Consider the following 22,509-nt stretch of genomic DNA (forward strand, 5'->3'; position numbering starts at 1 on the left):
GATGTCTGCACGCCCTGCTGGCAAAAACGCCATCTTGCCCGATCCTAGAATCGTCGACCTTCCGCCCCGTCAAGGAGACGCGCGATGAACGCCACGCTGCCCGCCCACCTCCAGCCTGTCGAGCCCCGGCCGGTGCCGACCGCGATGATCGAGGCGCTGAAGGCGCGCTTCGCCGAGCGATGCTCCACCGCGCTGGCGGTGCGCGAGCAGCACGGCCGCGACGAGTCGCCCTTCGACGTGCCACCGCCCGAGGCCGTGGTCTTTGCCGAGAGCACGCAGGACGTGGCCGATGCGGTGGCGCTGGCCGACCGCTTCGAAGTGCCGGTGATCGCCTTCGGCGTCGGCTCCTCGCTCGAAGGCCACCTGCTGGCGGTGCAGGGCGGCATCAGCATCGACGTGTCGCGCATGAACAAGGTGCTGCGCATCAACCACGAGGACCTGACCGTCACGGTGCAGCCCGGCGTCACGCGCAAGCAGCTGAACGAGGAAATCCGCCACACCGGCCTGTTCTTCCCGATCGACCCCGGCGCGGACGCCTCGATCGGCGGCATGGCCGCCACCCGCGCCAGCGGCACGAACGCGGTGCGCTACGGCACGATGCGCGAGAACGTGCTGGCGCTCGAGGTGGTGACGGCCAGCGGCGAGGTCATCCGCACCGGCACGCGGGCCAGGAAGTCCAGCGCCGGTTACGACCTGACGCGGCTGATGGTGGGCAGCGAAGGCACGCTGGGCATCATCACCGAGGTCACGCTGAAGCTGTTCCCGCAGCCCGAGTCGGTGTCGGCCGCGGTCTGCCAGTTCCCGAGCATTGCCGCCGCGGTGGCGACGACGATCCAGATCATCCAGCTCGGCGTGCCGATCGCGCGCTGCGAACTGCTCGATGCGAACGCGGTGCGGGCGGTGAACCGGCATGACAAGCTCAGCCTGCGCGAAGCGCCGATGCTGCTGATGGAATTCCACGGCAGCCAAGCCGGCGTGCAGGAGCAGGCGGCCACCGTGCAGGAGGTGGCGCGCGACAACGGCGGCCAGGATTTCGAATGGGCCACCACGCCCGAAGAACGCACGCGGCTGTGGACGGCGCGCCACCATGCCTACTTCGCCGCGCTGCAGCTCAAGCCCGGCTGCCGCACCGTCACCACCGACACCTGCGTGCCGATCTCGCGCCTGTCCGAGTGCATCGCGCTGGCGGTCGACGAGGCCGAGGCCGCGGGCCTGCTGTACTACATCGTCGGCCACGTCGGCGACGGCAACTTCCACATCGCCTACCTGATCGACCCGGCCGTCCCGGCCGAGCGCGAGCTGGCCGAGCGCCTGAACAACCAGCTGGTGCAGCACGCTCTGAAGCTGGAGGGCACCTGCACCGGCGAGCATGGCATCGGGCTGCACAAGCAGGGCTTCCTGGTCGACGAGGCCGGCGCCGGCACCGTCGAGCTGATGCGCGTGCTCAAGCGCGCGCTGGACCCGAAGAACATCCTGAACCCGGGCAAGATCTTCGCGCTCTGACGCGCCTGCCTAGCACCTGAGAGACGCGGCCTCCGCGGCTCCCGGTCCTGCCATCAGGCGGCGGCCTGGATCGGCGCACTGCGGCGCAGCAGCCAGGCCGCCAGGTCGGCGGGGGCGAGCGGCCGGCTGTACAGGAAGCCCTGGCCGCGGGCGCAGTGCAGCTGCTGCAGCAGCCGCGCCTGGCCGGTCGATTCGATGCCCTCGGCCACCGTGGCCATGCCCAGCGCCTGCGCGACACGGATCGTGGCCTCGATCAGGGCACGATGGTATTCGCTGGTCTCGGCATGGCTGACGAAGGAGCGGTCGATCTTCACCGTGTCCACTGGCAGCTGGTGCAGGCAGGCCAGCGAGGAATAGCCGGTGCCGAAATCGTCCAGGGCCAGGCCGATGTGCAGCGCCTTCAGCTCGCGCAGCCGCTCGCGTGCCAGCTCGTCCTGCGCCGCGATGCTCTCGGTCACTTCCAGCTGCAGCTGGTGCGCCGGCATGCCGGTGCGCCGCAGGCAGGCCTGGACCTCGGCCACGAAGCCGGGCTGGCGCAGCTGCACGGTGGAGAGGTTCACCGCCATCAGCGCCGGCGCCTGGGCGCCGAGCTGCTGGCGCCAGGCGACGAACTGGCGGCAGGCCGTCTCCAGCACGAAGCGGCCGAGCTCGACGATCAGGCCCGATTCCTCGGCCACCGGGACGAACTCGGCCGGCGACACCAGCCCGCGCTGCGGATGCTGCCAGCGCGCCAGCGCCTCCACCCCGCAGGTCAGCGGATCGGCGAACTCGATGACCGGTTGATAAACCACGAACAGCTCGTCCCGCTGCAGTGCCAGGCGCAGGTCGTTCTCCAGCCCGAGACTGTGGGCCACGCGCTCGTGCATCGAGGGGTGGAACACCACGTAGCGGCCGCGGCCGCCGCGCTTGGCTTCGTACATCGCGGTGTCGGCGTCGCGCATCACGGTGTGCGCGTCGTTGGCCGCCTGCTCGGAGGTGACGATGCCGATGCTGGCGGTGGAATGCACGACATGCGGGCCGATCTGGTAGGGCTCGGCCAACGCGTCGAGCAGGCGTGCCGCCACCGCGCAGGCATCGTCGCGGCTGGCCACCGATTCGAGCACGACGACGAACTCGTCGCCACCGATGCGGCCGGCGGTGTGCTCGTGGCTGGCGTTGCGGCCGATGGTGTCGCCGGCGCGCAGGGCATGGCGCAGGCGCTGCGCGATCTGGCGCAGCAGCTCGTCGCCGACCGCATGGCCCAGGGTGTCGTTGACCTGCTTGAAGCGGTCGAAGTCCATGAACAGCACCGCATAGCCGAAGCCCGGCTGCTCGCCGGCGCGCTGCAGCGCCTGCTGCACGCGGTCGAACACCGCGGCGCGGTTGGGCAGCTGGGTCAGGCCATCGGTGCGTGCGGCATGGCGCAGCATCGCCTGCATCTGCATCTGCTCGGTCATGTCGAAGTGGATGCCGGCCATGCGTCGCGGGCGACCGGCTTCGGTGCGCTCGATCACCGTGCCGCAGCTCAGGACGGTGGCCCAGTCGCCGTCGGGCCGCCGCAGGCGTTGCTCGAAGCGGAAGGGCACCTCAGGGTTCTCCAGGTGCTGGCGCAGCGCTTCGCGGCGCGGCGCCTCGTCGTCCGGATGGGCCAGTGCGTCCATCGTCAGGCCATCGAGCGGCATGCTGCCGGCGGAGTAGCCGAGCATGGACATCAGGCGTTCGTTGCAGCTGTAGACATTGCTCTGCATGTCCCACTGCCAGGTGCCGACGCCTGCAGCCGCCACGGTCATCTCCAGCAGCACGCGCTGGTTGCGCGATTCGGTCACGTCGGTCAGGCAGGACACCGCGCCGACCACATGGCCGAACGGGTCGGTCACCGGCTCGGCATTCACCAGCAGCCAGCGCAGCGAACCGTCTGCAGCGGCCACGCCCATGGTCTCGCCGCGCAGGCCGCGGCCACTGCGCAGCGCCCGGCCGCCGGGGCTGTCCTCGCGCGGCAGCGTGCTGAGGTCTTCGCGCACCAGCTTCCAGTGCGCGGGCCGCGAGGCCAGGTCGACCAGCTGCGCCCGGCTCAGGCCCAGCATCTGTTCAGCGGCGCGGTTGCATTCGACCACCAGACCGTCCGGAGCCTGCACCACCACGCCGGTGGGCAGCGCGGCCAGCATCGCTTCGGTCTTCAGGCCTTGCGTCACGCGTTCGGTGATGTCGTTGGCCACGCCGACGAAGCCGCTCAGCGCACCGGTCTCGTCATGCAGCGGTTGCACGTCCATGTCCAGCCAGGACTCGCGGCCGTCGGCGCTGCGGATCGGCAATTCGGCGCGCACGCCGCAACCCTGTTCGAGCGCCTGGCGGATCGGCGCGATGCGCTGCGGATCGGTGCTGGCCGCCTGCAGCATGCGCACGGTGTGGCGGCCCTGGATCAGGCGGGCGTCATAGCCGGTGATGCGGGCGAAGGCCTCGTTGGCCCACACGGAGCAGCCGCGCGCGTCGGTGATGATCACCGCATGGTGCGTGCGCTCGGCCACCAGCGCCAGGCGGGCCAGTTCCTCGGCCTGCGCGGCCAGCTGGCCGTTCTGGCGGCGCACGGCACGCACGGTCGGTTCGATCACGCCCAGCACCAGCAGCAGCAGCAGCACGGCGACCGAGGCCGCCCCGCTGCGCAGGTCGACCAGCGCCTCGTCGCTGCGCGCCCGCGCCGCTTCGCCCGATCGTTCCGCCAGCGCCTGGGTGGCGGCCAGCGCCGGGTCGACCTCGTCCTGCAGCGCCACCACGGCCGCGCGCAGGAACTGCTCATGCTCGGCCTGGCCGAGGCTGCGCAGCACGCTCTCGGCCCGGTACCAGAGGCGCTCGCGCGCCGCATGCCAGCGCGCCATCGCCGGCTGCAGCACCGTGGCCGCCGCGGGCGAGGCGTCCGCCTGGGCTTCGACCAGCTCATCCAGGCGCCGGGCTTCGCGCTGCGAGGCGCTCACGGCCTGCTGCAGGGTGCGGTCGGCGGTCTCGCGGTCCTGCGCCCGTGCGCCGCTGTGCAACAGCATCGCCTGGCGCGCGATCTGCTCGCCCCACATGGCCTGGCGGCCGGCCAGGCCGATGATGTCGGTGTCGTCGCGCCGCTGCTGTTCCAGGCGCTCGCCGCGCTGCTGCATGAAGGCCACCACCGCGGCCACCAGCAGCAACACCGACAGCATGGCCCAGCGCACACGCTGATGCATGTGGCCGGCGGACGTGCGGCGGGCGGATCGGCGCTGGTGCGGTGCAGCGGGCAAGGGGGTCTCCGGCCAGGAATGGCGCAGCCGGGGCGCGGAGACCCCAGCTTCATTTTTGTCGTATCGGCCGAATGACGCGGAAACTTGAGCTGCGCGCAGATGCACGCGGATGCACGCGGGTGCGCGCGGCCGCCGCAGCCTGGCTTACTGCTGCGGCGCGCCGACGGACCAGCGCTTGGTCACGTCACCGCGGCCGTTGGCGCTTTCCAGGTGCACGCCAAAGCCCCACAGCCGCGCCACGTGCTTCAGCACCTCTTGCGCGCCATCGTCCAGCGGCCGGTCGTTGTGCTGGAAGTGGCGCAGCGTCAGCGAACGGTCACCGCGCAGGTTGACGTTCCAGACCTGGATGTTGGGCTCGCGCGAGCCCAGGTCGTACTGGCGCGACAGCGCTTCGCGCACGCGCTTGTAGCCGGATTCGTCGTGGATCGCGCTGACCTCGAGCTCGCTCTGCTTCTCGTCGTCGGTGATCGCGAACAGGCGGAAGTCGCGCATCAGCTTCGGGCTCAGGAACTGGCCGACGAAGCTTTCATCCTTGTAGTTGCGCATGGCCTGGTCGAGCGTCGGCACCCAAGGCGCGCCGGCGATCTCGGGGAACCAGTGGCGGTCTTCGTCGGTCGGCTGTTCGCAGATGCGCTTCAAGTCCGTGTACATCGCGAAGCCCAGCGCATACGGGTTCAGGCCCGAGTAGCCGCGGTCGGTGACGCGCGGCTGGTAGACGACGTTGGTGTGCGACTTCAGCCACTCGATCATCACGCCGTCGGTCAGGTAGCCGTCGTCGTACATCGTGTTCAGCAGCCGGTGGTGCCAGAAGGTGGCCCAGCCTTCGTTCATCACCTGCGTCTGGCGCTGCGGGTAGAAGTATTGGGCGACCTTGCGCACGATGCGCACGATCTCGCGCTGCCAGGGTTCGAGCAGCGGCGCGTTCTTCTCGATGAAGTACAGCAGGTTCTCCTGAGGCTCTTCCGGGAACCGACGCACTTCAGCGGGCTCGCCAGCCTTGTCCGCGCGCTTGGGCAAGGTGCGCCACAGGTCGTTGATCTGCCGCTGCGCATAGGCCTCGCGGTCCTTGCGGTCGGCCAGCTCCTGCGCGAGCGACTTGCGCTGCGGCCGGCGGTAGCGGTCGACGCCATGGTTCTGCAGCGCGTGGCACGAATCGAGGAATTCCTCCACCGTCTCCATGCCGTGGCGTTCCTCGCACTCGGCCACGTAGTTCTTGGCATAGACCAGGTAGTCGATGATCGACGACGCGTCGGTCCACATGCGGAACAGGTAATTGCCCTTGAAGAAGCTGTTGTGGCCATAGGCGGCGTGCGCGATCACCAGCGCCTGCATCGCCATCGTGTTCTCCTCCATCAGGTAGCTGATGCAGGGGTTGGAGTTGATGACGATCTCGTAGGCCAGGCCCATGTGACCGCGCTTGTAGTTCTTCTCGGTGGAGATGAACTCCTTGCCATAGCTCCAGTGCCGGTAGTTCACCGGCATGCCGACGCTGGCGTAAGCGTCCATCATCTGCTCGGCGGTGATGATCTCGAGCTGGTTGGGGTAGGTGTCCAGGCCATAGCGCTCGGCGGTCTGACGGATCACCTCGTGGTACTGGTTGATCAGGTCGAAGGACCAGTCGCTGGGACCTTCCAGGCGCTCGACTGTCCGGTTCAGCGGCAACGGACCACGGCCCGGCTTGGCCGCGGCGGGGGACAGGATGGCGCTCATTTTGTCCATTAGGCGGCCTGGGCCGCCCCCTCCTTCTTGAACAGATCCCGGAACACCGGGTAGATCTGCGAGGCTTCGGTGGCCTTGCGCATCGCGAAGTGCGGCTGCGATTCGCAGAGCTGGGTGTACTCTTCCCAGAGGTTCTGCTCCTCCTCGGCCACCTGCACGTAGGCGAAGTAGCGGCACAGCGGCAGCAGCTTCTCGGCCAGCAGCTCGCGGCAGCGGCCCGAATCATGGTGCCAGTTGTCGCCGTCGCTGGCCTGCGCGCCGTAGATGTTCCACTCGCTGGGGTTGTAGCGCGCGCGGATGATCTCTTCCATCAGCACCAGCGCGCTGGACACCACGGTGCCGCCGGTCTCGCGGGCATGGAAGAAGTTCTCTTCGTCGACCTCCTGCGCCTGCGTGTGGTGGCGGATGAAGACGATGTCGATCTTCTCGTAGTGGCGCGTCAGGAACAGGTACAGCAGGATGAAGAAGCGCTTGGACAGGTCCTTGCGCGCCTCGTCCATGGACCCCGACACGTCCATCAGGCAGAACATGACTGCCTTGCTGGTGGGCACCGGCACCCTCACGCGGTTGCGGAAGCGCAGGTCGATGGGGTCGAGGAAGGGGATGCGATCGAGCCGCGTGCGCAGCGCGGCAATCTCTTCTTCCAGCGCCTTGATCTCGGCCTGCTTCGCGGTGTCGTTCGCGCTGGCGCTGAGCTTCAGCTCGGCCAGGCGTTCCTGCAGCTCGCGCAGCTCGCGCCGCGAACCGGAGCCGATGGCCAGGCGGCGGCCGATGGCGCCGCGCATCGAGCGCACCACATGCAGGTTGTTCGGCGTGCCGTCGCTGGTGTAGCCGGCGCGGTGGCTCTTCCACTCCGGCGTCTCGGCCAGTTGGGTGCGCACGAGGTGCGGCAAGGCCAGGTCCTCGAAGAAGACCTGCATGAACTCTTCCTTGCTCAGCGCGAAGGTGAAGTCGTCCTCGCCTTCGCCCTGGTCGCTGGCCTGGCCCTTGCCGGAGCCGCCGCCCTGGCCGCCCTTGGGCCTTTCGATGCGGTCGCCGCGCACGTATTCCTGGTTGCCCGGATGCACGACTTCGCGCACGCCGCCCTGGCCATGGTGGAACACCGGCTCGGACAAGTCCTTCTTCGGGATGCGCACTTCCTCGCCACGCTCGAGGTCGCGGATGCCGCGGCCATCGACCGCGCGCTTGACCGCTTCCTTGATCTGGTCCTTGTACCGCCGCATGAAGCGTTCGCGGTTCCCGATCGACTTGTTCTTGCCGGCCAGCCGCCGGTCGATGATTTGTTGAAGCATCCGGACCCTCTCGTTGGTCTATCGAGCGCGCTCAACTGCTCTTGCGCACGCGCAGGTACCACTCGCAGAGCAGGCGCACCTGCTTCTGCGTGTAGCCCTTGGCCACCATGCGGGTGACGAAGTCCTCGTGCTTCTTGGCTTCGTCGGCGCTGGCCTTGGCGTTGAAGCTGATGACCGGCAGCAGCTCCTCGGTGTTCGAGAACATCTTCTTCTCGATCACGGTGCGCAGCTTCTCGTAGCTGGTCCACACCGGGTTGCGGCCCTGGTTGTTGGCGCGGGCACGCAGCACGAAGTTGACGATCTCGTTGCGGAAGTCCTTCGGGTTTGCGATGCCCGCGGGCTTCTCGATCTTCTCGAGCTCGGCGTTCAACGCACCGCGGTCGAACACCTCGCCGGTGTCGGTGTCGCGGTACTCGTGGTCCTGGATCCAGTAGTCCGCGTAGGTGACGTAGCGGTCAAAGATGTTCTGGCCGTACTCCGAGTAACTTTCGAGGTAGGCAGTCTGGATCTCCTTGCCGATGAATTCCGCGTAGCGCGGCGCCAGCTGCTCCTTGATGAAGCCGATGTACTTCTGTTCCAGCTCCTGCGGGAACTGCTCGCGCTCGATCTGCTGCTCGAGCACGTACATCAGGTGCACCGGATTCGCGGCCACTTCCTGGCTGTCGAAGTTGAAAACCTTCGACAGGATCTTGTACGCGAAGCGGGTCGAGATGCCGCTCATGCCTTCGTCGACGCCGGCGTAGTCGCGGTACTCCTGGTAGCTCTTCGCGCGCGGGTCGGTGTCCTTCAGGTTCTCGCCGTCGTAGACCTGCATCTTGCTGAACAGCGACGAGTTCTCGGGCTCCTTCAGGCGCGTGAGGATCGCGAACTGGCTCATCATCTTCAGCGTCCCCGGGGCGCACTTGGCCTGGCCGAGCGAGGAGCCGTTGATCAGCTTCTCGTAGATCTTGATCTCCTCGCTAACACGCAGGCAGTACGGCACCTTGACGATGTAGACCCGGTCGAGGAAGGCCTCGTTGTTCTTGTTGTTGCGGAAGGTCTTCCACTCGCTCTCGTTCGAGTGCGCGAGGATGATGCCGTCGAACGGGATGGCGCCGAAGCCCTCGGTGCCCTTGAAGTTGCCTTCCTGCGTGGCGGTGAGCAGCGGGTGCAGCACCTTGATCGGCGCCTTGAACATCTCGACGAATTCGAGCAGGCCCTGGTTCGCCAGGCACAGCCCGCCGGAGTAGCTGTAGGCGTCCGGATCGTCCTGCGCATAGGTCTCGAGCTTGCGGATGTCGACCTTGCCCACCAGCGAGCTGATGTCCTGGTTGTTCTCGTCGCCCGGCTCGGTCTTGCACACCGCGATCTGCTTGAGCACCGAGGGATAGCGCTTGACGACCTTGAACCTGCGGATGTCGCCGCCGTACTCCTCCAGCCGCTTCACGGCCCACGGGCTCATGATGCGGTTGAGGTAGCGCGACGGGATGCCGTATTCCTTCTCGAAGATCGGGCCGTCCTCGGCCGCGTTGAACAGGCCCAGCGGCGACTCGTTCACCGGCGAGCCCTTGATGGCGTAGAAGGGCACGTCCTGCATCAGCGCCTTCAGCCGCTCGGCGATCGAGCTCTTGCCGCCGCCGACGGGGCCCAGCAGGTAGAGCACCTGCTTCTTCTCTTCCAGGCCTTGCGCGGCGTGGCGGAAGTAGGACACGACCTGCTCGATCGCGTCTTCCATGCCGTAGAACTCGGCGAAGGCCGGGTAGATCTTGATGACCTTGTTCGCGAAGATGCGCGACAGCCGCGGGTCGTTGCGCGTGTCGACCATCTGCGGCTCGCCAATGGCCTTGAGCATGCGCTCGGCGGCCGTGGCATAGGCCAACGGGTTGCGCTTGCACTCGAGCAGATAGTCCTCGAGAGACAGCTCTTCTTCCCGCGTACGTTCGTAGCGGGCGGCGAAACTGCTGATCACGTCCATGCGGACCTCCTTGTGCGGGACTTGACGCCAGCGCAGGCCGTGCAAGGCCTGCATCGGTGTCGGGGAAGTTCTGATGAAGTCCCGGCTTAACGGGCCCAGGCTCCATCAGAGCTTTCCGGTCGGCATGATCAGTGTTGCTGCTTCAGCGTGTCTCCAGCTTGATCCAATCGCGTGGGCCGCAAGCCGCCGAGAAAGGCCCGCTTCCGGGACCATTTCTGCGGCGAACCCTTGCAAGGCCCGCGCCAGTCATGTCGATGCCATCCTATACGCGCTTGAACGGCCGTGCACCCACACGCGCTGACAAGCGCGGCACCCACGATGACCATCATGCGCCGAATTGCACGGCGATGCACGGGCCTGTGACCTTCGGGCCACGCCGCGGTGCGTGGCGCGCGCGTTTGGAGGTGGTGCGCGCGGGGGGCTTCAGCGCTCGGTGGCGCCGAGCTTGTCGAGCAAGCCGTTCAGCTCTTCGAGCGAGCCGAAAGAGATGGCGACTTCGCCCTGCTCGCCGCGCTTGGTCCTGCGGTGGATGCGGATCTCGACCTGGGCGGTCAGCGCGTCGGCCAGCTGTTCTTCGAGCCGCACGATGTCGCGCGGCTTGTCCTTCTTCACGCGCAGCAAGGGGGCCTGACGGCCCGAGCCCTGGGCCTTGGCCACCAGGCGCTCGGCCTCGCGCACGGTGAGCTTCTTCGCGACGATTTCGTTGGCACTGAGGATCTGCTGCGCCCCCTCCAGCGCCAGCAGCGCGCGGGCATGGCCCATGTCCAGGTCACCGGTGATCAGCAGCTGCTGCACCGGCGCGGCCAGGTTCAGCAAGCGCATCAGGTTGCTGGCCGCGCTGCGCGAGCGGCCCACCGCCTGCGCGGCCTGCTCGTGCGTGAGCTTGAACTCGCTGATCAGCCGCTGCAGGCCTTGCGCCTCTTCGAGCGGATTGAGGTCTTCGCGCTGGATGTTCTCGATCAGCGCCATGATCGCGGCGGCCTCGTCGGGCACGTCCTTGACCAGCACCGGCACCTGGTCCAGCCCGGCCAGCTTCGCCGCGCGGAAACGGCGCTCGCCGGCGATGATCTCGTAGCCGCTGGCGCCGACCGGGCGCACCAGAATGGGCTGCATCACGCCCTGGCTCTTGATGCTCTCGGCCAGTTCGTAGAGCGAGCCCTCGTCCATCCGGGTGCGCGGCTGGTACTTGCCGGCGCGCAACTGTGTCAAGGGCAAGGTCGTCGGGTGGGCGTCGGCATCGCTGCCGTTGCCGCTCACGTGAGGGCCGAGCAATGCCTCCAGGCCCTTCCCCAGGCCCTTGGGTTTCTTGGTCACCATGCTGGAATTGTCACCGACGGGCCCGGCGCTGCGCAGCCGGGTACAACACCTCCCGCTCGAAGTAGCGCCGCAAGCGCAGGATGCGCGGGTCCATCCGGCCGGGCATGCGCGCGAGATGATCGACCACACCATCGACCCGCAACATCAGCGCGTTGCGCTCGTCGCGCCGCCACTGGCCGGCCAGCCGCGCAGCCAGCACGTCTTCGCGGTCGTGCGTGCCCAGGACGCGCTGCAAGTCGGCGCCATCGACCCAGCTGTAGCGGTCGTCATGCACCACCCGCATCGAGATGCCGCCGAAGGCGTGGTGCTGGCCTTCCTCGTCGGCCCACAGGCGCTCTCGGGCACGGTCCTTCAGCGCGCTGCCGAGGGCCAGCACGAGTTGCGGCACCACCACCATCACGACCGCCACCGCGCCCGCCAGCAGCAGCACAAGCCAGGAGCCACGCAGCAGGCGATCGACCACGCCGGCCAGCAGCATCGCGCCCAGGCCGATCAGCAGCGCCTGCCTGCCGTGCTTCATCGCGACAGGCCGAGCAGCCGCTGCACTTCTGCCGCGCCCTCGGGCCAGTCGCCCAGGCCGGACTCGGCGTTGAGGTGGCCACGTGGCCCGATGCAACGGGCCTCGGCACCCCAGTCGGTGGCCAGGGCCTCGGCGCACGCCACGCTGCCGAACGGGTCGTCGCTGCTGTAGAGCAGCCGGGCGGCAAACGGCAGGCGGTGGCGCCGCGCCGGCCGCCAGGGGGCCAGCTGCGGCGGCAGGTCGGGGGCATCCACATCGGGCGGCGCCACCAGCAGCGCGCCGCGCACCCGGTCCGTGTGCGCCGAATGCGCGGCCCAGGCGGCCACCAGATGGCAGCCCAGGCTGTGCGCCACCAGCACTGCCGGCTGCGGCGACGCGAGCAGCGTGGTTTCGAGCTGCGCCATCCAGTCGCCGCGCCGCGGCCACACCCAATCATGCTGTTGCACCCGCTGCCAGCCGTGGAGTTGCTCCCAGCGGGTTTGCCAATGCCCGGGCCCGGAATCCAGCCAGCCGGGCAGCAGGAGCACGCGCGTGTTGGTCATGGTGCTTGCCGTATGCTTCCAGTTTGCCCGTATCGGGGCGAATGCAGGACTTTAGCCATGACTTATCGCGTCTTCGTCGACGGCCAGGAAGGCACCACCGGTTTGCGCATCCACGAGATGCTCGCGCGCCGGCCCGAGATCGAGGTGCTGCGCATCGACGCCGACAAGCGCAAGGACAGCGCCGAGCGTGCACGCCTGCTGAACGCGGCCGACGTGGCCTTTCTCTGCCTGCCCGACGCCGCCGCGCGCGAGGCGGCCGCGCTGGTGACCAACCCGAACACCTGCCTGATCGACGCCAGCACCGCGCACCGCACCGCGCCCGGCTGGGCCTTCGGCCTGCCCGAACTCGCGCCTGGGCAGCGCGCGCTGATCCGCCAGAGCAAGCGCATCGCCAACCCGGGTTGCCACGCCAGCGCCTTCATCCTGCTGGTACGGCCGCTGGTCGATGCCGGGCTGCTGCCGGCCGAACTGCCGCTGTCGGCCACGTCGATCACCGGTTACTCCGGCGGCGGCAAGAAGATGATCGAGCAGTACCAGGCTGGTGGCGACCCGCGGCTGGATGCGCCGCGGCCCTATGCGCTGAGCCTGGCGCACAAGCACATCCCCGAGGTGATGGCGCACGGCCGGCTCGCGACCAAGCCGGTGTTCATGCCGGTGGTGGCCAATTTCTACAAGGGCTTGGCGGTGAGTGTGCCCTTGCACTTCTCGCAGCTGAAGGGTGGCACCGATGGCGCCGCCCTGCAGCGCGCGCTGGCCGAGCGCTATGCCGGCGAGCGCTTCATCCGGGTGGCGCCGCTGTCCGACCCGGCGGCGCTGGAGGACGGCTTCTTCGATGTGCAAGCCTGCAACGACACCAATCGCTGCGACCTGTTCGTGTTCGCCAACGAGCAGCAGGCCGTGCTGCTGGCCCGCCTGGACAACCTGGGCAAGGGCGCCAGCGGCGCGGCGGTGCAGTCGATGAACGTGCACCTGGGCGTCGACGAGGGCCTCGGGCTCTGACGCCCCGCTAATGCGCGCCGGGCTCCGGCGTGCGGTAGTGGTAGGCGTAGGCGTCGGCAAAGCCCAGTCGGCGGTAGACGGCGCGCGCCGGCGCGTTGTCGCCTTCCACCTGCAGATAGGCCACGCGCGCGCCGCCTGAACGGGCACGCGCCAGCAACTGGCCGCACAGCACCCGTGCCAGGCCCTGGCCGCGGCTGTCCGGGTGCGTGAACACGTCGTAGAGGCCGACCAGATCGCCCTCCGTCGCGATCTGCCCGCAGGCCGCGATGTGACCGTCCTCGCGACGACGCAGCACCCAGCCCTCGTAGGGCACCGGCGACAAGGCCAGGCGCTCGGCATGCGCCACGCGCTGCCCGGCCGGCGAACCGCGCAAGGCCCCGACCTGCTCGGCAAAGTCCGCCGGTGACAGCCGTTCCAGCGCCAGGCCGGGCGGCAATGCCTCGGCCTGGTCCGGGCCGTCGGGCGCCACCATCACCCGCGTGTCATCGATGCTGTGGAAGCCGGCGGCCGCCAGCGTGGCGTCGAGCCCCATCGGCTGAGTGAACGGCGTGATGCGCACGAACATCGGCAAGCCGGCCTCGCGGTACACGGCTTCGCACAGGGCCAGCCGCTCGGCCAGCGGCAGGCGACCGTCGGCCACCGCATTGATGCAGCGGGCGCGCTTGGCCTTGCCGGGCGAGAAGCGCAGCAGCCAGCCATCGACCCAGCGCTGCTGCGGCGGCGCGCTGGCGTTGAGGCCGGCATCTTCGACGCGGGACAGCAGGCTGGCGGGGTACGCGGGGTTCAGCATGGTCATCGAGCCTCGGGCCACGTCTTCACATGGACTTGGCGCGCTGCACCAGCTCGCGCGCGAACTCCAGGTAGGCCTGTGCGCCCTTGGCGGCGGGATCGAAGACCACGCCCGGCTGGCCGTAGCTCGGCGCTTCGGCCAGGCGCACGTTGCGCGGAATGACCGCCTCGAACACCTTGTCGCCGAAATGCGCCTTCAGCTGGTCGCTGACCTGCTGCTGCAGGGTGATGCGCGGGTCGAACATCACCCGCAGCAGGCCGATGATCTGCAGGTCACGGTTCAAGTTGGCGTGCACCTGCTTGATCGTGTTGACCAGGTCAGACAGCCCTTCGAGCGCGAAGTACTCGCACTGCATCGGCACGATCACGCCATGGGCGCTGCACAGGCCGTTCAGGGTCAGCAGGCTCAGCGAGGGCGGGCAGTCGATCAGCACGAAGTCGTAGTCGCCAGCCACCGCCTGCAGTGCGCGGCGCAGCCGGTCGTTGCGATGCTCCAGCCCGACCAGTTCGACCTCGGCACCGGCCAGCTCGCGGTTGGCCCCGAGCACGTGGTAGCCACCCTTCTCGGACACCTGGCGCGCCTCGGCGATCGAGGCGCTTTCCAGCAGCACGTCGTAGACCGACAGCGGCATGCCGCGCTTGTCGATGCCCGAGCCCATGGTCGCGTTGCCCTGTGGATCGAGGTCGACCACCAGCACGCGCTGGTCGGCGCGCACCAGGCCGGCCGCCAGGTTCACCGTGGTGGTGGTCTTGCCGACGCCGCCCTTCTGGTTCGCGATGCAAAAGACTTTGGCCATGGCGCGGAGTATCGCCGCTGGTCTTGGCGCCGAGAGGCCGGCTGCGGCGGCGTTCGATGCGCTCAGTCGCGCCCGTGGGGCCGCAGCCACACCAGGCAGCGCTGGGCCTTCAGCGCCGGCACATGCAAAGGTTCCACGTGAAACACCGTCACGTCGGCCGGCAGTGCGGCCACCTCGTCGTCCGGCGCCCTGCCCTTCATCGCCAGCCAGATCCCCTGCGGCGCCAGTGCCGCGCGCGTCCAGCTGACGAAGTCGGCCAGCGACGCGAAAGCCCGCGAGATCACGACGTCGAAGCCGGCGCCGGGCGGCAGCGCCTCGACCCGACCATGCAGCGCGTGCAGGTTGGGCAGCGCCAGCTCGCCGGCCACCTGGCGAATGAAGCTGGCCTTCTTGGCCACCGCATCGATGCAGCTGACCTGCCAGCCCGGCTCGACGATCGCCAGCACCGCGCCCGGCAGCCCGCCGCCGCTGCCCACATCCAGCAGCTTCAGCGGTCGGCCGGCGGCGTGGCGGCGCAGCGCCGGCAGCACGGCCAGGCAGTCGAACAGATGCTGCGTCAGCATCTCGCCGGGGTCGCGCACCGCCGTCAGGTTGTAAACCCGGTTCCAGCGCTGCAGCAGCGCCAGGAAGGCCAGCAGGCGGTCGATGGTGTGCGCATCCAGCGTCAGCCCGAGCAGGTCCAACGCGGCGGCCAGTCGTTGACGAGCCGGGTCCGCGTCAGCGCCGGCAGCAAGACCCGGCGTCACGGCGGAGGCTGATTCGCCGGGGACCGGCCCGGGCGGCGGCGGCCGCATCAGGCGGCGTCCTGCCGGGGGGCGGCTGCCTCGGTCCGCTCGCCACCAAAGCCCTGGAATCGCTTCTTCTTCAGGTGCACCAGCAGCAGCGAGATGGCCGCCGGCGTTACGCCCGAGATCCGGGAGGCCTGGCCCAGGGTTTCCGGCCGGTGCCGGTTCAGCTTCTGCCGCACCTCGAAGCTCAGCGCCGTGACCTGCGCGTAGTCCAGCTCGGCCGGCAAGCGCAGCTGCTCGAAGTGCGCGGTCCGCTCGACTTCCTCGACCTGCTTGCCGATGTAGCCCGCGTATTTGGTGGCAATCTCCAGCTGCTCGATCACCTCGTCGGCCAAGGTCTCGCCCAGCTCGGCGCGCAGTGTTTCACGTGAAACAGCGGCCTCGGGCTTGGCTGCCTGGGCGATCTCGCTCACCGTGTCGAAGCCGATGCCCGGCCGGCGCAGCAGATCGGCCAGCGTGTACTCCCGCTCGATGGCCTTGCCCAGCCAGCGCTCGGCATCGGCCGCCGGCAGCAGCCCGGGGTGGATCCAGGTCGACTTCAGGCGTTCCGATTCGCGCGCCACCGCCTCCTGCTTGCGGCAGAAATGCGCCCAGCGCTCGTCGTCGACCAGGCCCAGCTCACGGCCGATCGGCGTCAGCCGCGCATCGGCGTTGTCTTCGCGCAGCTGCAGCCGGAACTCGGCGCGGCTGGTGAACATGCGGTAGGGCTCGCTGACGCCCTTGCCGATCAGGTCGTCGACGAGCACGCCGAGGTACGCTTGGTCGCGCCGCAGCTGCAGCGGCGCCCGTTCCTGCGCTGCCAGCGCCGCGTTGATACCGGCGTACAGCCCCTGCGCCGCTGCTTCCTCGTAGCCGGTGGTGCCGTTGATCTGGCCGGCGAAGTACAGCCCGGCGATCGAGCGCGTCTCGAAGCTGGACTTCAGTTCGCGCGGGTCGAAGTAGTCGTACTCGATGGCATAGCCCGGCCGCACGATGTGCGCCCGCTCCAGCCCGGCCATCGAATGCACCGCGGCCAGCTGGATGTCGAAGGGCAGCGAGGTCGAGATGCCGTTCGGGTAGAACTCGTGCGTCGTCAGCCCTTCGGGCTCCAGGAAGATCTGGTGCGCGTCCTTGTCGGCGAAGCGGTTGATCTTGTCCTCGATGCTCGGGCAGTAGCGCGGGCCCACGCCCTCGATCACGCCGGTGAACATCGGGCTGCGGTCGAAGCCGGAGCGGATGATCTCGTGCGTGCGGGCATTGGTGTGGGTGATCCAGCAGGGCAGCTGGTGCGGGTGCTGTTCGGCCCGGCCGAGGAAGCTGAACACCGGCACCGGGTCCAGGTCGCCGGGCTGTTCGGTCAGCCGGCTGAAGTCGATGCTGCGGCCGTCGATGCGCGGCGGCGTGCCGGTCTTCAGCCGCCCCTGCGGCAGCTTCAACTCCTTCAGCCGCGCCGACAGCGTGACCGCCGGCGGATCGCCCGCCCGCCCCGCCGCATGGTTCTGCAACCCGACGTGGATGCGCCCGTCCAGGAAGGTGCCGGCCGTCAGCACGACGGCCTTGGCCCGAAAGCGAATGCCCACCTGCGTGACCGCGCCGACCACCCGGTCGCCCTCGACCATCAGGTCATCGACCGCCTGCTGGAACAGCCACAGGTTCGGCTGGTTCTCCAGCCGCCGCCGGATCGCGGCCTTGTACAGGATGCGGTCGGCCTGCGCGCGCGTGGCCCGCACCGCCGGCCCCTTGGATGAATTGAGGATGCGGAACTGGATGCCGGCCTCGTCGGTGGCAGCGGCCATCGCGCCGCCCAGCGCGTCGACCTCCTTCACCAGGTGGCCCTTGCCGATGCCGCCGATCGACGGGTTGCAGCTCATCTGCCCCAGCGTCTCGATGTTGTGGGTCAGCAGCAGCGTGCGGCAGCCCATGCGCGCCGACGCCAGCGCGGCTTCGGTGCCGGCATGGCCGCCGCCGACGACGATCACATCAAAGGTTTCGGGATGGAGCACGGTGAAGCTTCGCGCGGCAGGCGCGCGGACAAGGCACGGGGGGAAGCCGCGATTGTAGGAAGCCGGGGCCTGCTTGGGGTGACCGGCCGCTGGTCACCCTATCATCGGCCGGCCATGGACTGCCGCCCCCACTGTGCCGCCTGCTGCATTGCCCCGTCGATCAGCAGCCCGATCCCCGGCATGCCGCAGGGCAAGCCCGCCGGCGTGCCCTGCGTGCAGCTCGACGAGCAGCTGCGCTGCCGCCTGTTCGGCCGCCCGGAGCGGCCGGCCGTCTGCGGCGGCCTGGCCCCCAGCGCCGAGATGTGTGGCACCGACCGCCAGCACGCCCTGCAGTGGCTGGGCCGGCTGGACCGGCTGACGCAGCCTTCAGGCCGCTGAAGGTGGCTGCAGCGGCCGTCAGCGCACCGCCGCCAGCCGCAGCTGCCGTGCGACGAAGGCCACGCACAGCGCGGTGCCCAGCGCCGCCACCGCCAGCGGCACCAGCAGGTCGGGCGCGGCGATCAGCTCGCCCTTCAGCACCCGGCCCATCAGCGTGATCTGCGCCAGCGCCGGCACCCACAGGTGCCAGGGCTTCTCGCCCTCCTGGTTCAGCAGCGTCACCAGTGGCAGCAGCGAGATCACCAGCACCACGACCGTGTTGTTCGCCTGCGCTTCCTTGAACGTGCGGCAGCGGATCGCCACCGCCATCAGCAGCGCCGACAGCATGGCCGCCAGTGGCAGCAGCAGCGCCAGGAACTGCGCCGCCTCGCGCCAGCCGAACTGGAACATGGCCGCCAGCGTCTCGCTGCGCAGCAGCCACTGCGCCGGCAGGAAGCTGAAGCAGGACAGCACCGCGATCAGCATGCCGACGCTGGCCACCGCGCCCCACTTGCCCAGCACCAGGGCGGCGCGCGGCGCCGGGTTCATCAGCAGCGGCTCCAGCGAGCCGCGCTCGCGCTCGCCGGCGGTGGTGTCCAGCGCCGCGTTCAAGGCGCCGTACAGCACCGCCATCAGCACGAAGAACGGCAGGATGCCGGTCAACTGTGCAGCACGGGCCCGCGGGTCGGCCAGGTCGCGTTCCTCCACCTGCAGCGGCTGCAGCAGCGCCGGCGTCACGCCGCGCCAGGCCAGGCGCAAGGTCGCCTGCTCCTGGCCGAAGCCCATCAGCAGCCGCGTCAGGCGGCCGACACTGCCCTGCGCCCGGTTGTTCGCGCTCGAGCCCACCAGTTCGACCACCGGTGCCACGCCGCGCGCCAGGTCCGCCTCGAAATCCGCCGGCACCACCAGCACCGGCTCGCCAAACTGGCGCGACACCAGCTGGCGCTCGTAGTCGGCCGGTGGCGTCTTGACCTGGTAGGTCTGGCGCTCGAGGAAATTGCGCAAGGTCGGCGCCTTGTCCAGGCCCACCGCGTACACCTCGCGCGCCTCGGCCCGCTGCTCGATGCCAGCGATCAGCGCCGACATCGCGACCAGGATCAGCGGCCCGATCGCCACCGACGACAGCACCACCATCAGCAAGGTGCGGCGGTCGCGCAGCGCATCGCGCAGCTCCTTGAGAAACACGATCCACGCCAGCTTCATGCGCCCGCCTCCACCCCGGATTGCGCCGCTTCGTCACGGAAGGCCAGCTTGACGAAGCAGGCCTCGAAGTCCGTATCGCCGGTGCGCTGCAGCAGCTCGGGCACGCTGCCCTCGGCCACCGTGCGGCCGTGCGACATCACCACCACCTGGTCGCACAGCCGCTCCACCTCCTGCATGATGTGCGTCGAGAACACGATGCACTTGCGCTGCTCGTCGCGCAGCCGGCGCAGCGCCTCGCGCAGGCTGCGGGTGGCCAGCACGTCTAGCCCGTTGGTTGGCTCGTCCAGGATGATGTGCGAGGGGTCGTGCACCAGCGCCCGCGCCAGCGCCGTCTTCATCCGTTCACCCTGGCTGAAGCCCTCGGTGCGGCGCGCGAGCAGCGGCTTCATCTCCAGCATGTCGGCCAGCGCCTCGGCGCGTGCCTCGGCAGCGTCGGCGCTCAGGCCCTGCAGCCGGCCGTAGTAGACGATGTTCTCGCGCGCCGTCAGCCGCGGGTAGAGGCCCCGCGCGTCCGACAGCACACCCATGCGCGAGAGCGCACGCCGCGGCTCGCGGGCGATGTCGATGCCGTCCACCGTCACCTGGCCAGCATCGGGCGTGATCAGCGTCGCGATCATCCGCAAGGTGCTGGTCTTGCCGGCACCGTTCGGTCCTAACAGGCCGGTGATGCGGCCATCCTCGGCGCGGAAGCTCAGGTCCTGCACCGCCTGCACCACCTGCGCCTTGCGGCCGCGGCCGCGCACGAAGCGCTTGCTCAACCCGGTGACCTCGATCATTTGGCGCCCTCCGCGACCACCGGCTGGATCGGCACGAAGGCCGGCGGCCGCGGTATCCCAGAAGCGCACGTGGTGTCGACCGCCAGCGCCTCGGTCTCCGTTGCCGCATCGACGAATCGCAACACCGCGTCGCGCAGGCAGGCCAGCTGCAGCACGCCATGGCCGGTGTTCGGCACGATCACGTGACGCGCCTTCGCGCCCAGCGCCTGGGCCACGCGCGCGCCGTGGCGCGGCGGCGTCACCGGATCGGCGCTGCCCGACAGCACCAGTACCGGCGCCGGCGTGGCCGGCACGGTGTAGAAGGCCGCCGGCGGCGTGCCACGCGGCCAGTCGGCGCAGACTTGGCGGTAGACCTTGGCAAAGCTGTCGCCGAAGTCGCCGCCCGGTGCGTCCGCACTGGCTTCCAGCCGCGGCAGGTCTTCGGCACAGACCACCGAGAAGTGCATGCCGCTGGCGATGCCGCCGATGCCGCCCAGCGCGGTCGACAAGCCCAGCAGTGGCCCGTAGCGCCCTTCTGCCGCCTCGTGGATGGCCGCTGGCAGGCCGGACGCGAGCACCGGGCTGTACAGCGGTGTGCGCACCGCGCCGAGCAGCATGCTGCGCGTCAGCGTGATGCGTTCGAGCTGCCCGGTCAATGGATGTTGGACGCTCACTTCGCGCGTTTGCATCGTCAGCAACTGCTGCCACTGCGCACGCAGCGCCGGGTGCTTGCTGCGGCACACGGCATCGGCCTCGCAGCCGCTGAACACCGCATCCAGCGCCGCCTGGTTGTCGGTCGAGAACGCGGCTGGCAGCGCCATGTCCGGCGGCGCCACGCCGTCGATCACCGCGCGCCGCACGCGTTGCGGAAACTGGCGCAGGTACTCGAGCACGGCCCGCGTGCCGTAGGACGCACCGATGGCGTCGATCTGCGCCACGCCGAGCGCTTCGCGCACCGCGTCGATGTCGGCCATCGCAATCGTCGTCGTGTACTGGCGCAGGTCGCCGTGTGGCAGCTGCTGCAGCGCCACACGGCAGGCCTGCAGGCGCTGCAGCACCTGCGCTTCGTCGAGCGCAGCGGCCAGCGGCCGCTGCGGCGCGCGCTCGTCGTCATCGGCACATTTCAGCGGCGCGCTGCGGCCGGTGCCGCGCTGGTCGACGAAGACCAGGTCGTGCCGGTTGCTGAAGCGCGCGTAGCGCTTGGACAGCGGCCCGGCCAGGTCGATCGCGCTCTGCCCCGGTCCGCCGGCGAAGAAGAACACCGGGTCAGCGGCCTTGCGCCGCGCCAGCGCCGGCAGCACCGCGTAGTGCACCTCGATCTGGGCAGCCTGGGGCTGCGCGGGATCGAGCGGCCGCTTGACCCGGCCGCACTGCGCCTCGTGCTCCACGCCTTTCAGGCGGCAGGGGGTCAGGCCCATCGCGGGATCGGCAGCCTGGGCGGCCTGGGCCGCCAAGGGCGCCAGCAGCAGCGCGGCCAGCCGCCACCCGCGCAGCGCGCCCGCCTTGGTCATCGTGCGTCTCATGGGCGGCGATTCTTGCGCGCCGGCCCGGTCCGCCGCATCGGCGATGTGCCCAATCGCGCGGCCGGCCGCGTGAGTCGACAGCCGGACGGGCGAATGGCGGCCGGCGATGCCTCAGCCGGCCAGCAGCCGTTTCAGTTCGCCGCTGGCGATCAGCTTGCGCGTGTCGTCGAAGCCGCCGACCAGCATGCCCTTGACGAACACCATCGGGAAGGTCGGCCAGCCGGTCCACATCTTCAGCGCGTTGCGGCGGCGCCAGTCGCTGAGGTAGCTGCCGTATTCCAGGTAGTGGCAGGGGATGCCGGCGTCGTCGAGCGCCTTGCGCACCTTGCGCGGGAAGGGGTTCTGCCGCATGCCCACCACCAGCACCGGATGCTGGGCAGCGGCCGCCTGCACCTCGCGCACGATGGCGCTCTGGTGCTCGGCCACCTTCTGCCGGATGGCCGGGTGGATCTGGGATTCGTCGAGCACGGAGCGCGGCATGGTCGGTGGCCGGAAGCGGGGACAGCCGCGAGCATAGCCGCAGCGCGCCAAGGGGATTTGACGCGCCGGCTATCGTCGCACGCCACCCAACCCCTGAAGAAAGCCTCCGCATGAAGCTCTATTACAGCCCCGGCGCCTGCTCGCTCAGCCCGCACATCGTGCTCGAGGAAGCCGGTCTGCCCTACGAAGCCGTGATGGCCAGCACCAAGAGCCACAAGCTGCTCGACGGCACCGACTACTACACCATCAACCCCAAGGGCTATGTGCCGCTGCTGGAACTCGACGATGGCCAGCGCCTGACCGAAGGCCCGGCCATCGTGCAGTACATCGCCGACCTGGTGCCCGCCAGCGGCCTGGCCCCGGCGGCCGGCACGATGGCACGTTATCGGCTGATCGAGTGGCTGAACTTCATCTCGACCGAAGTGCACAAGAGCTACTCGCCGCTGTTCAATGCCGCGATGCCGGAGGAAGGCAAGGCGGTGTACCGCGAGCGGCTGCTGGGCCGCTACCGCTGGATCAACGAGCAGCTCGAAGGCCGCCAGTACCTGATGGGCGACACCTTCACGGGGGCCGATGCCTACCTGTTCACCGTCACCACCTGGGCCCCGCGCGTCGGGCTGGACCTGTCGGCCCTGGCCAACCTGCAGGCCTTCCAGGCCCGGGTCGCGGCACGCCCGGCGGTGCAGGCCGCGATGAAGGCCGAAGGCCTGATCGCCAAGTAGGCGCAGCGGGCCGCAGCGGCCTGCA

General features: G+C 69.3%; 19 protein-coding genes. 4 read left to right on the forward strand and 15 right to left on the reverse strand.

The window, feature by feature from the left end:
• Positions 1 to 84 precede the first annotated feature (84 nt).
• Entirely contained in the window at positions 85 to 1,503 is a 1,419-nt protein-coding gene (locus ACILR4_RS14860; RefSeq protein ID WP_395701625.1) for an FAD-binding oxidoreductase, read from the forward strand.
• 53 nt (positions 1,504 to 1,556) lie between these two features.
• Here ACILR4_RS14860 and ACILR4_RS14865 read toward each other — a convergent pair whose 3' ends face one another.
• The 7 genes from ACILR4_RS14865 to ACILR4_RS14895 form a co-directional block, all read right to left on the reverse strand.
• A complete protein-coding gene (locus tag ACILR4_RS14865) occupies positions 1,557 to 4,691 on the reverse strand; it encodes an EAL domain-containing protein (protein ID WP_395701626.1) in 3,135 nt (1,044 codons plus the stop codon).
• A 198-nt stretch (positions 4,692 to 4,889) separates the two neighbouring features.
• Entirely contained in the window at positions 4,890 to 6,464 is a 1,575-nt protein-coding gene (locus ACILR4_RS14870; RefSeq protein ID WP_395701627.1) for a SpoVR family protein, read from the reverse strand.
• Positions 6,464 to 7,756, reverse strand: coding sequence for a YeaH/YhbH family protein (locus ACILR4_RS14875; RefSeq protein ID WP_395701628.1), 1,293 nt, complete (start codon positions 7,754 to 7,756; stop codon positions 6,464 to 6,466). The genes ACILR4_RS14870 and ACILR4_RS14875 overlap by 1 nt, the downstream gene beginning before the upstream one ends.
• Before the next feature lie 31 nt (positions 7,757 to 7,787).
• Positions 7,788 to 9,710, reverse strand: a complete 1,923-nt coding sequence (locus ACILR4_RS14880) for a PrkA family serine protein kinase (RefSeq protein ID WP_395701629.1) — start codon at positions 9,708 to 9,710, stop codon at positions 7,788 to 7,790.
• A gap of 423 nt (positions 9,711 to 10,133) precedes the next feature.
• Positions 10,134 to 11,027, reverse strand: coding sequence for a ParB/RepB/Spo0J family partition protein (locus tag ACILR4_RS14885; RefSeq protein WP_395701630.1), 894 nt, complete (start codon positions 11,025 to 11,027; stop codon positions 10,134 to 10,136).
• Between the two features lie 10 nt (positions 11,028 to 11,037).
• Entirely contained in the window at positions 11,038 to 11,547 is a 510-nt protein-coding gene (locus ACILR4_RS14890; RefSeq protein WP_395701631.1) for a hypothetical protein, read from the reverse strand.
• A complete protein-coding gene (locus tag ACILR4_RS14895) occupies positions 11,544 to 12,089 on the reverse strand; it encodes an RBBP9/YdeN family alpha/beta hydrolase (protein WP_395701632.1) in 546 nt (181 codons plus the stop codon). The genes ACILR4_RS14890 and ACILR4_RS14895 overlap by 4 nt, the downstream gene beginning before the upstream one ends.
• Positions 12,090 to 12,146: 57 nt before the next feature.
• Here ACILR4_RS14895 and argC point away from each other — a divergent pair, with 57 nt between their 5' ends.
• Positions 12,147 to 13,088 carry an N-acetyl-gamma-glutamyl-phosphate reductase gene (argC, locus tag ACILR4_RS14900; protein ID WP_395701633.1) on the forward strand — a complete coding sequence of 314 codons (942 nt, stop codon included), beginning with the start codon at positions 12,147 to 12,149 and terminating at the stop codon, positions 13,086 to 13,088.
• A gap of 7 nt (positions 13,089 to 13,095) precedes the next feature.
• Here the strand turns inward: argC and ACILR4_RS14905 are convergent, their stop codons facing one another.
• The 4 genes from ACILR4_RS14905 to mnmG all read right to left on the reverse strand — a co-directional run bounded on the left by ACILR4_RS14905 (position 13,096) and on the right by mnmG (position 17,444).
• Entirely contained in the window at positions 13,096 to 13,878 is a 783-nt protein-coding gene (locus ACILR4_RS14905; protein WP_395701634.1) for a GNAT family N-acetyltransferase, read from the reverse strand.
• 25 nt (positions 13,879 to 13,903) lie between these two features.
• Entirely contained in the window at positions 13,904 to 14,674 is a 771-nt protein-coding gene (locus ACILR4_RS14910) for a ParA family protein (RefSeq protein ID WP_395701635.1), read from the reverse strand.
• Between the two features lie 62 nt (positions 14,675 to 14,736).
• Positions 14,737 to 15,357, reverse strand: coding sequence for a 16S rRNA (guanine(527)-N(7))-methyltransferase RsmG (rsmG, locus tag ACILR4_RS14915; protein WP_395701636.1), 621 nt, complete (start codon positions 15,355 to 15,357; stop codon positions 14,737 to 14,739).
• Between the two features lie 110 nt (positions 15,358 to 15,467).
• Positions 15,468 to 17,444 carry a tRNA uridine-5-carboxymethylaminomethyl(34) synthesis enzyme MnmG gene (gene mnmG, locus ACILR4_RS14920; protein ID WP_395701637.1) on the reverse strand — a complete coding sequence of 659 codons (1,977 nt, stop codon included), beginning with the start codon at positions 17,442 to 17,444 and terminating at the stop codon, positions 15,468 to 15,470.
• 114 nt (positions 17,445 to 17,558) lie between these two features.
• On the opposite strand from mnmG, the gene ACILR4_RS14925 reads away from it, so the two are divergent.
• On the forward strand, positions 17,559 to 17,822 hold the full coding sequence (locus tag ACILR4_RS14925; protein ID WP_395701638.1) for a YkgJ family cysteine cluster protein: 264 nt from the start codon (positions 17,559 to 17,561) through the stop codon (positions 17,820 to 17,822).
• A gap of 18 nt (positions 17,823 to 17,840) precedes the next feature.
• Here the strand turns inward: ACILR4_RS14925 and ACILR4_RS14930 are convergent, their stop codons facing one another.
• The 4 genes from ACILR4_RS14930 to ACILR4_RS14945 all read right to left on the reverse strand — a co-directional run bounded on the left by ACILR4_RS14930 (position 17,841) and on the right by ACILR4_RS14945 (position 21,762).
• Complete coding sequence (locus ACILR4_RS14930) at positions 17,841 to 19,004, reverse strand: ABC transporter permease (RefSeq protein ID WP_395701639.1); 1,164 nt, start codon at positions 19,002 to 19,004, stop codon at positions 17,841 to 17,843.
• Positions 19,001 to 19,780: an ATP-binding cassette domain-containing protein gene (locus ACILR4_RS14935; protein ID WP_395701640.1), complete on the reverse strand. Its 780-nt coding sequence runs from the start codon at positions 19,778 to 19,780 to the stop codon at positions 19,001 to 19,003. The genes ACILR4_RS14930 and ACILR4_RS14935 overlap by 4 nt, the downstream gene beginning before the upstream one ends.
• Positions 19,777 to 21,282, reverse strand: coding sequence for an alpha/beta hydrolase (locus ACILR4_RS14940; RefSeq protein ID WP_395701641.1), 1,506 nt, complete (start codon positions 21,280 to 21,282; stop codon positions 19,777 to 19,779). Before ACILR4_RS14940 ends, ACILR4_RS14935 begins: the two co-directional genes overlap by 4 nt.
• A gap of 111 nt (positions 21,283 to 21,393) precedes the next feature.
• Positions 21,394 to 21,762, reverse strand: a complete 369-nt coding sequence (locus ACILR4_RS14945) for a glutaredoxin domain-containing protein (RefSeq protein ID WP_395701642.1) — start codon at positions 21,760 to 21,762, stop codon at positions 21,394 to 21,396.
• 110 nt (positions 21,763 to 21,872) lie between these two features.
• Here ACILR4_RS14945 and gstA point away from each other — a divergent pair, with 110 nt between their 5' ends.
• The gene (gstA, locus tag ACILR4_RS14950; RefSeq protein ID WP_395701643.1) at positions 21,873 to 22,484 is read left to right on the forward strand and encodes a glutathione transferase GstA; all 612 of its coding nucleotides are present in this window, start codon (positions 21,873 to 21,875) and stop codon (positions 22,482 to 22,484) included.
• Positions 22,485 to 22,509: the final 25 nt, after the last annotated feature.

The sequence above is a fragment of the Aquabacterium sp. genome, assembly GCF_044226965.1.
Lineage (GTDB): Bacteria > Pseudomonadota > Gammaproteobacteria > Burkholderiales > Burkholderiaceae_C > Pseudaquabacterium.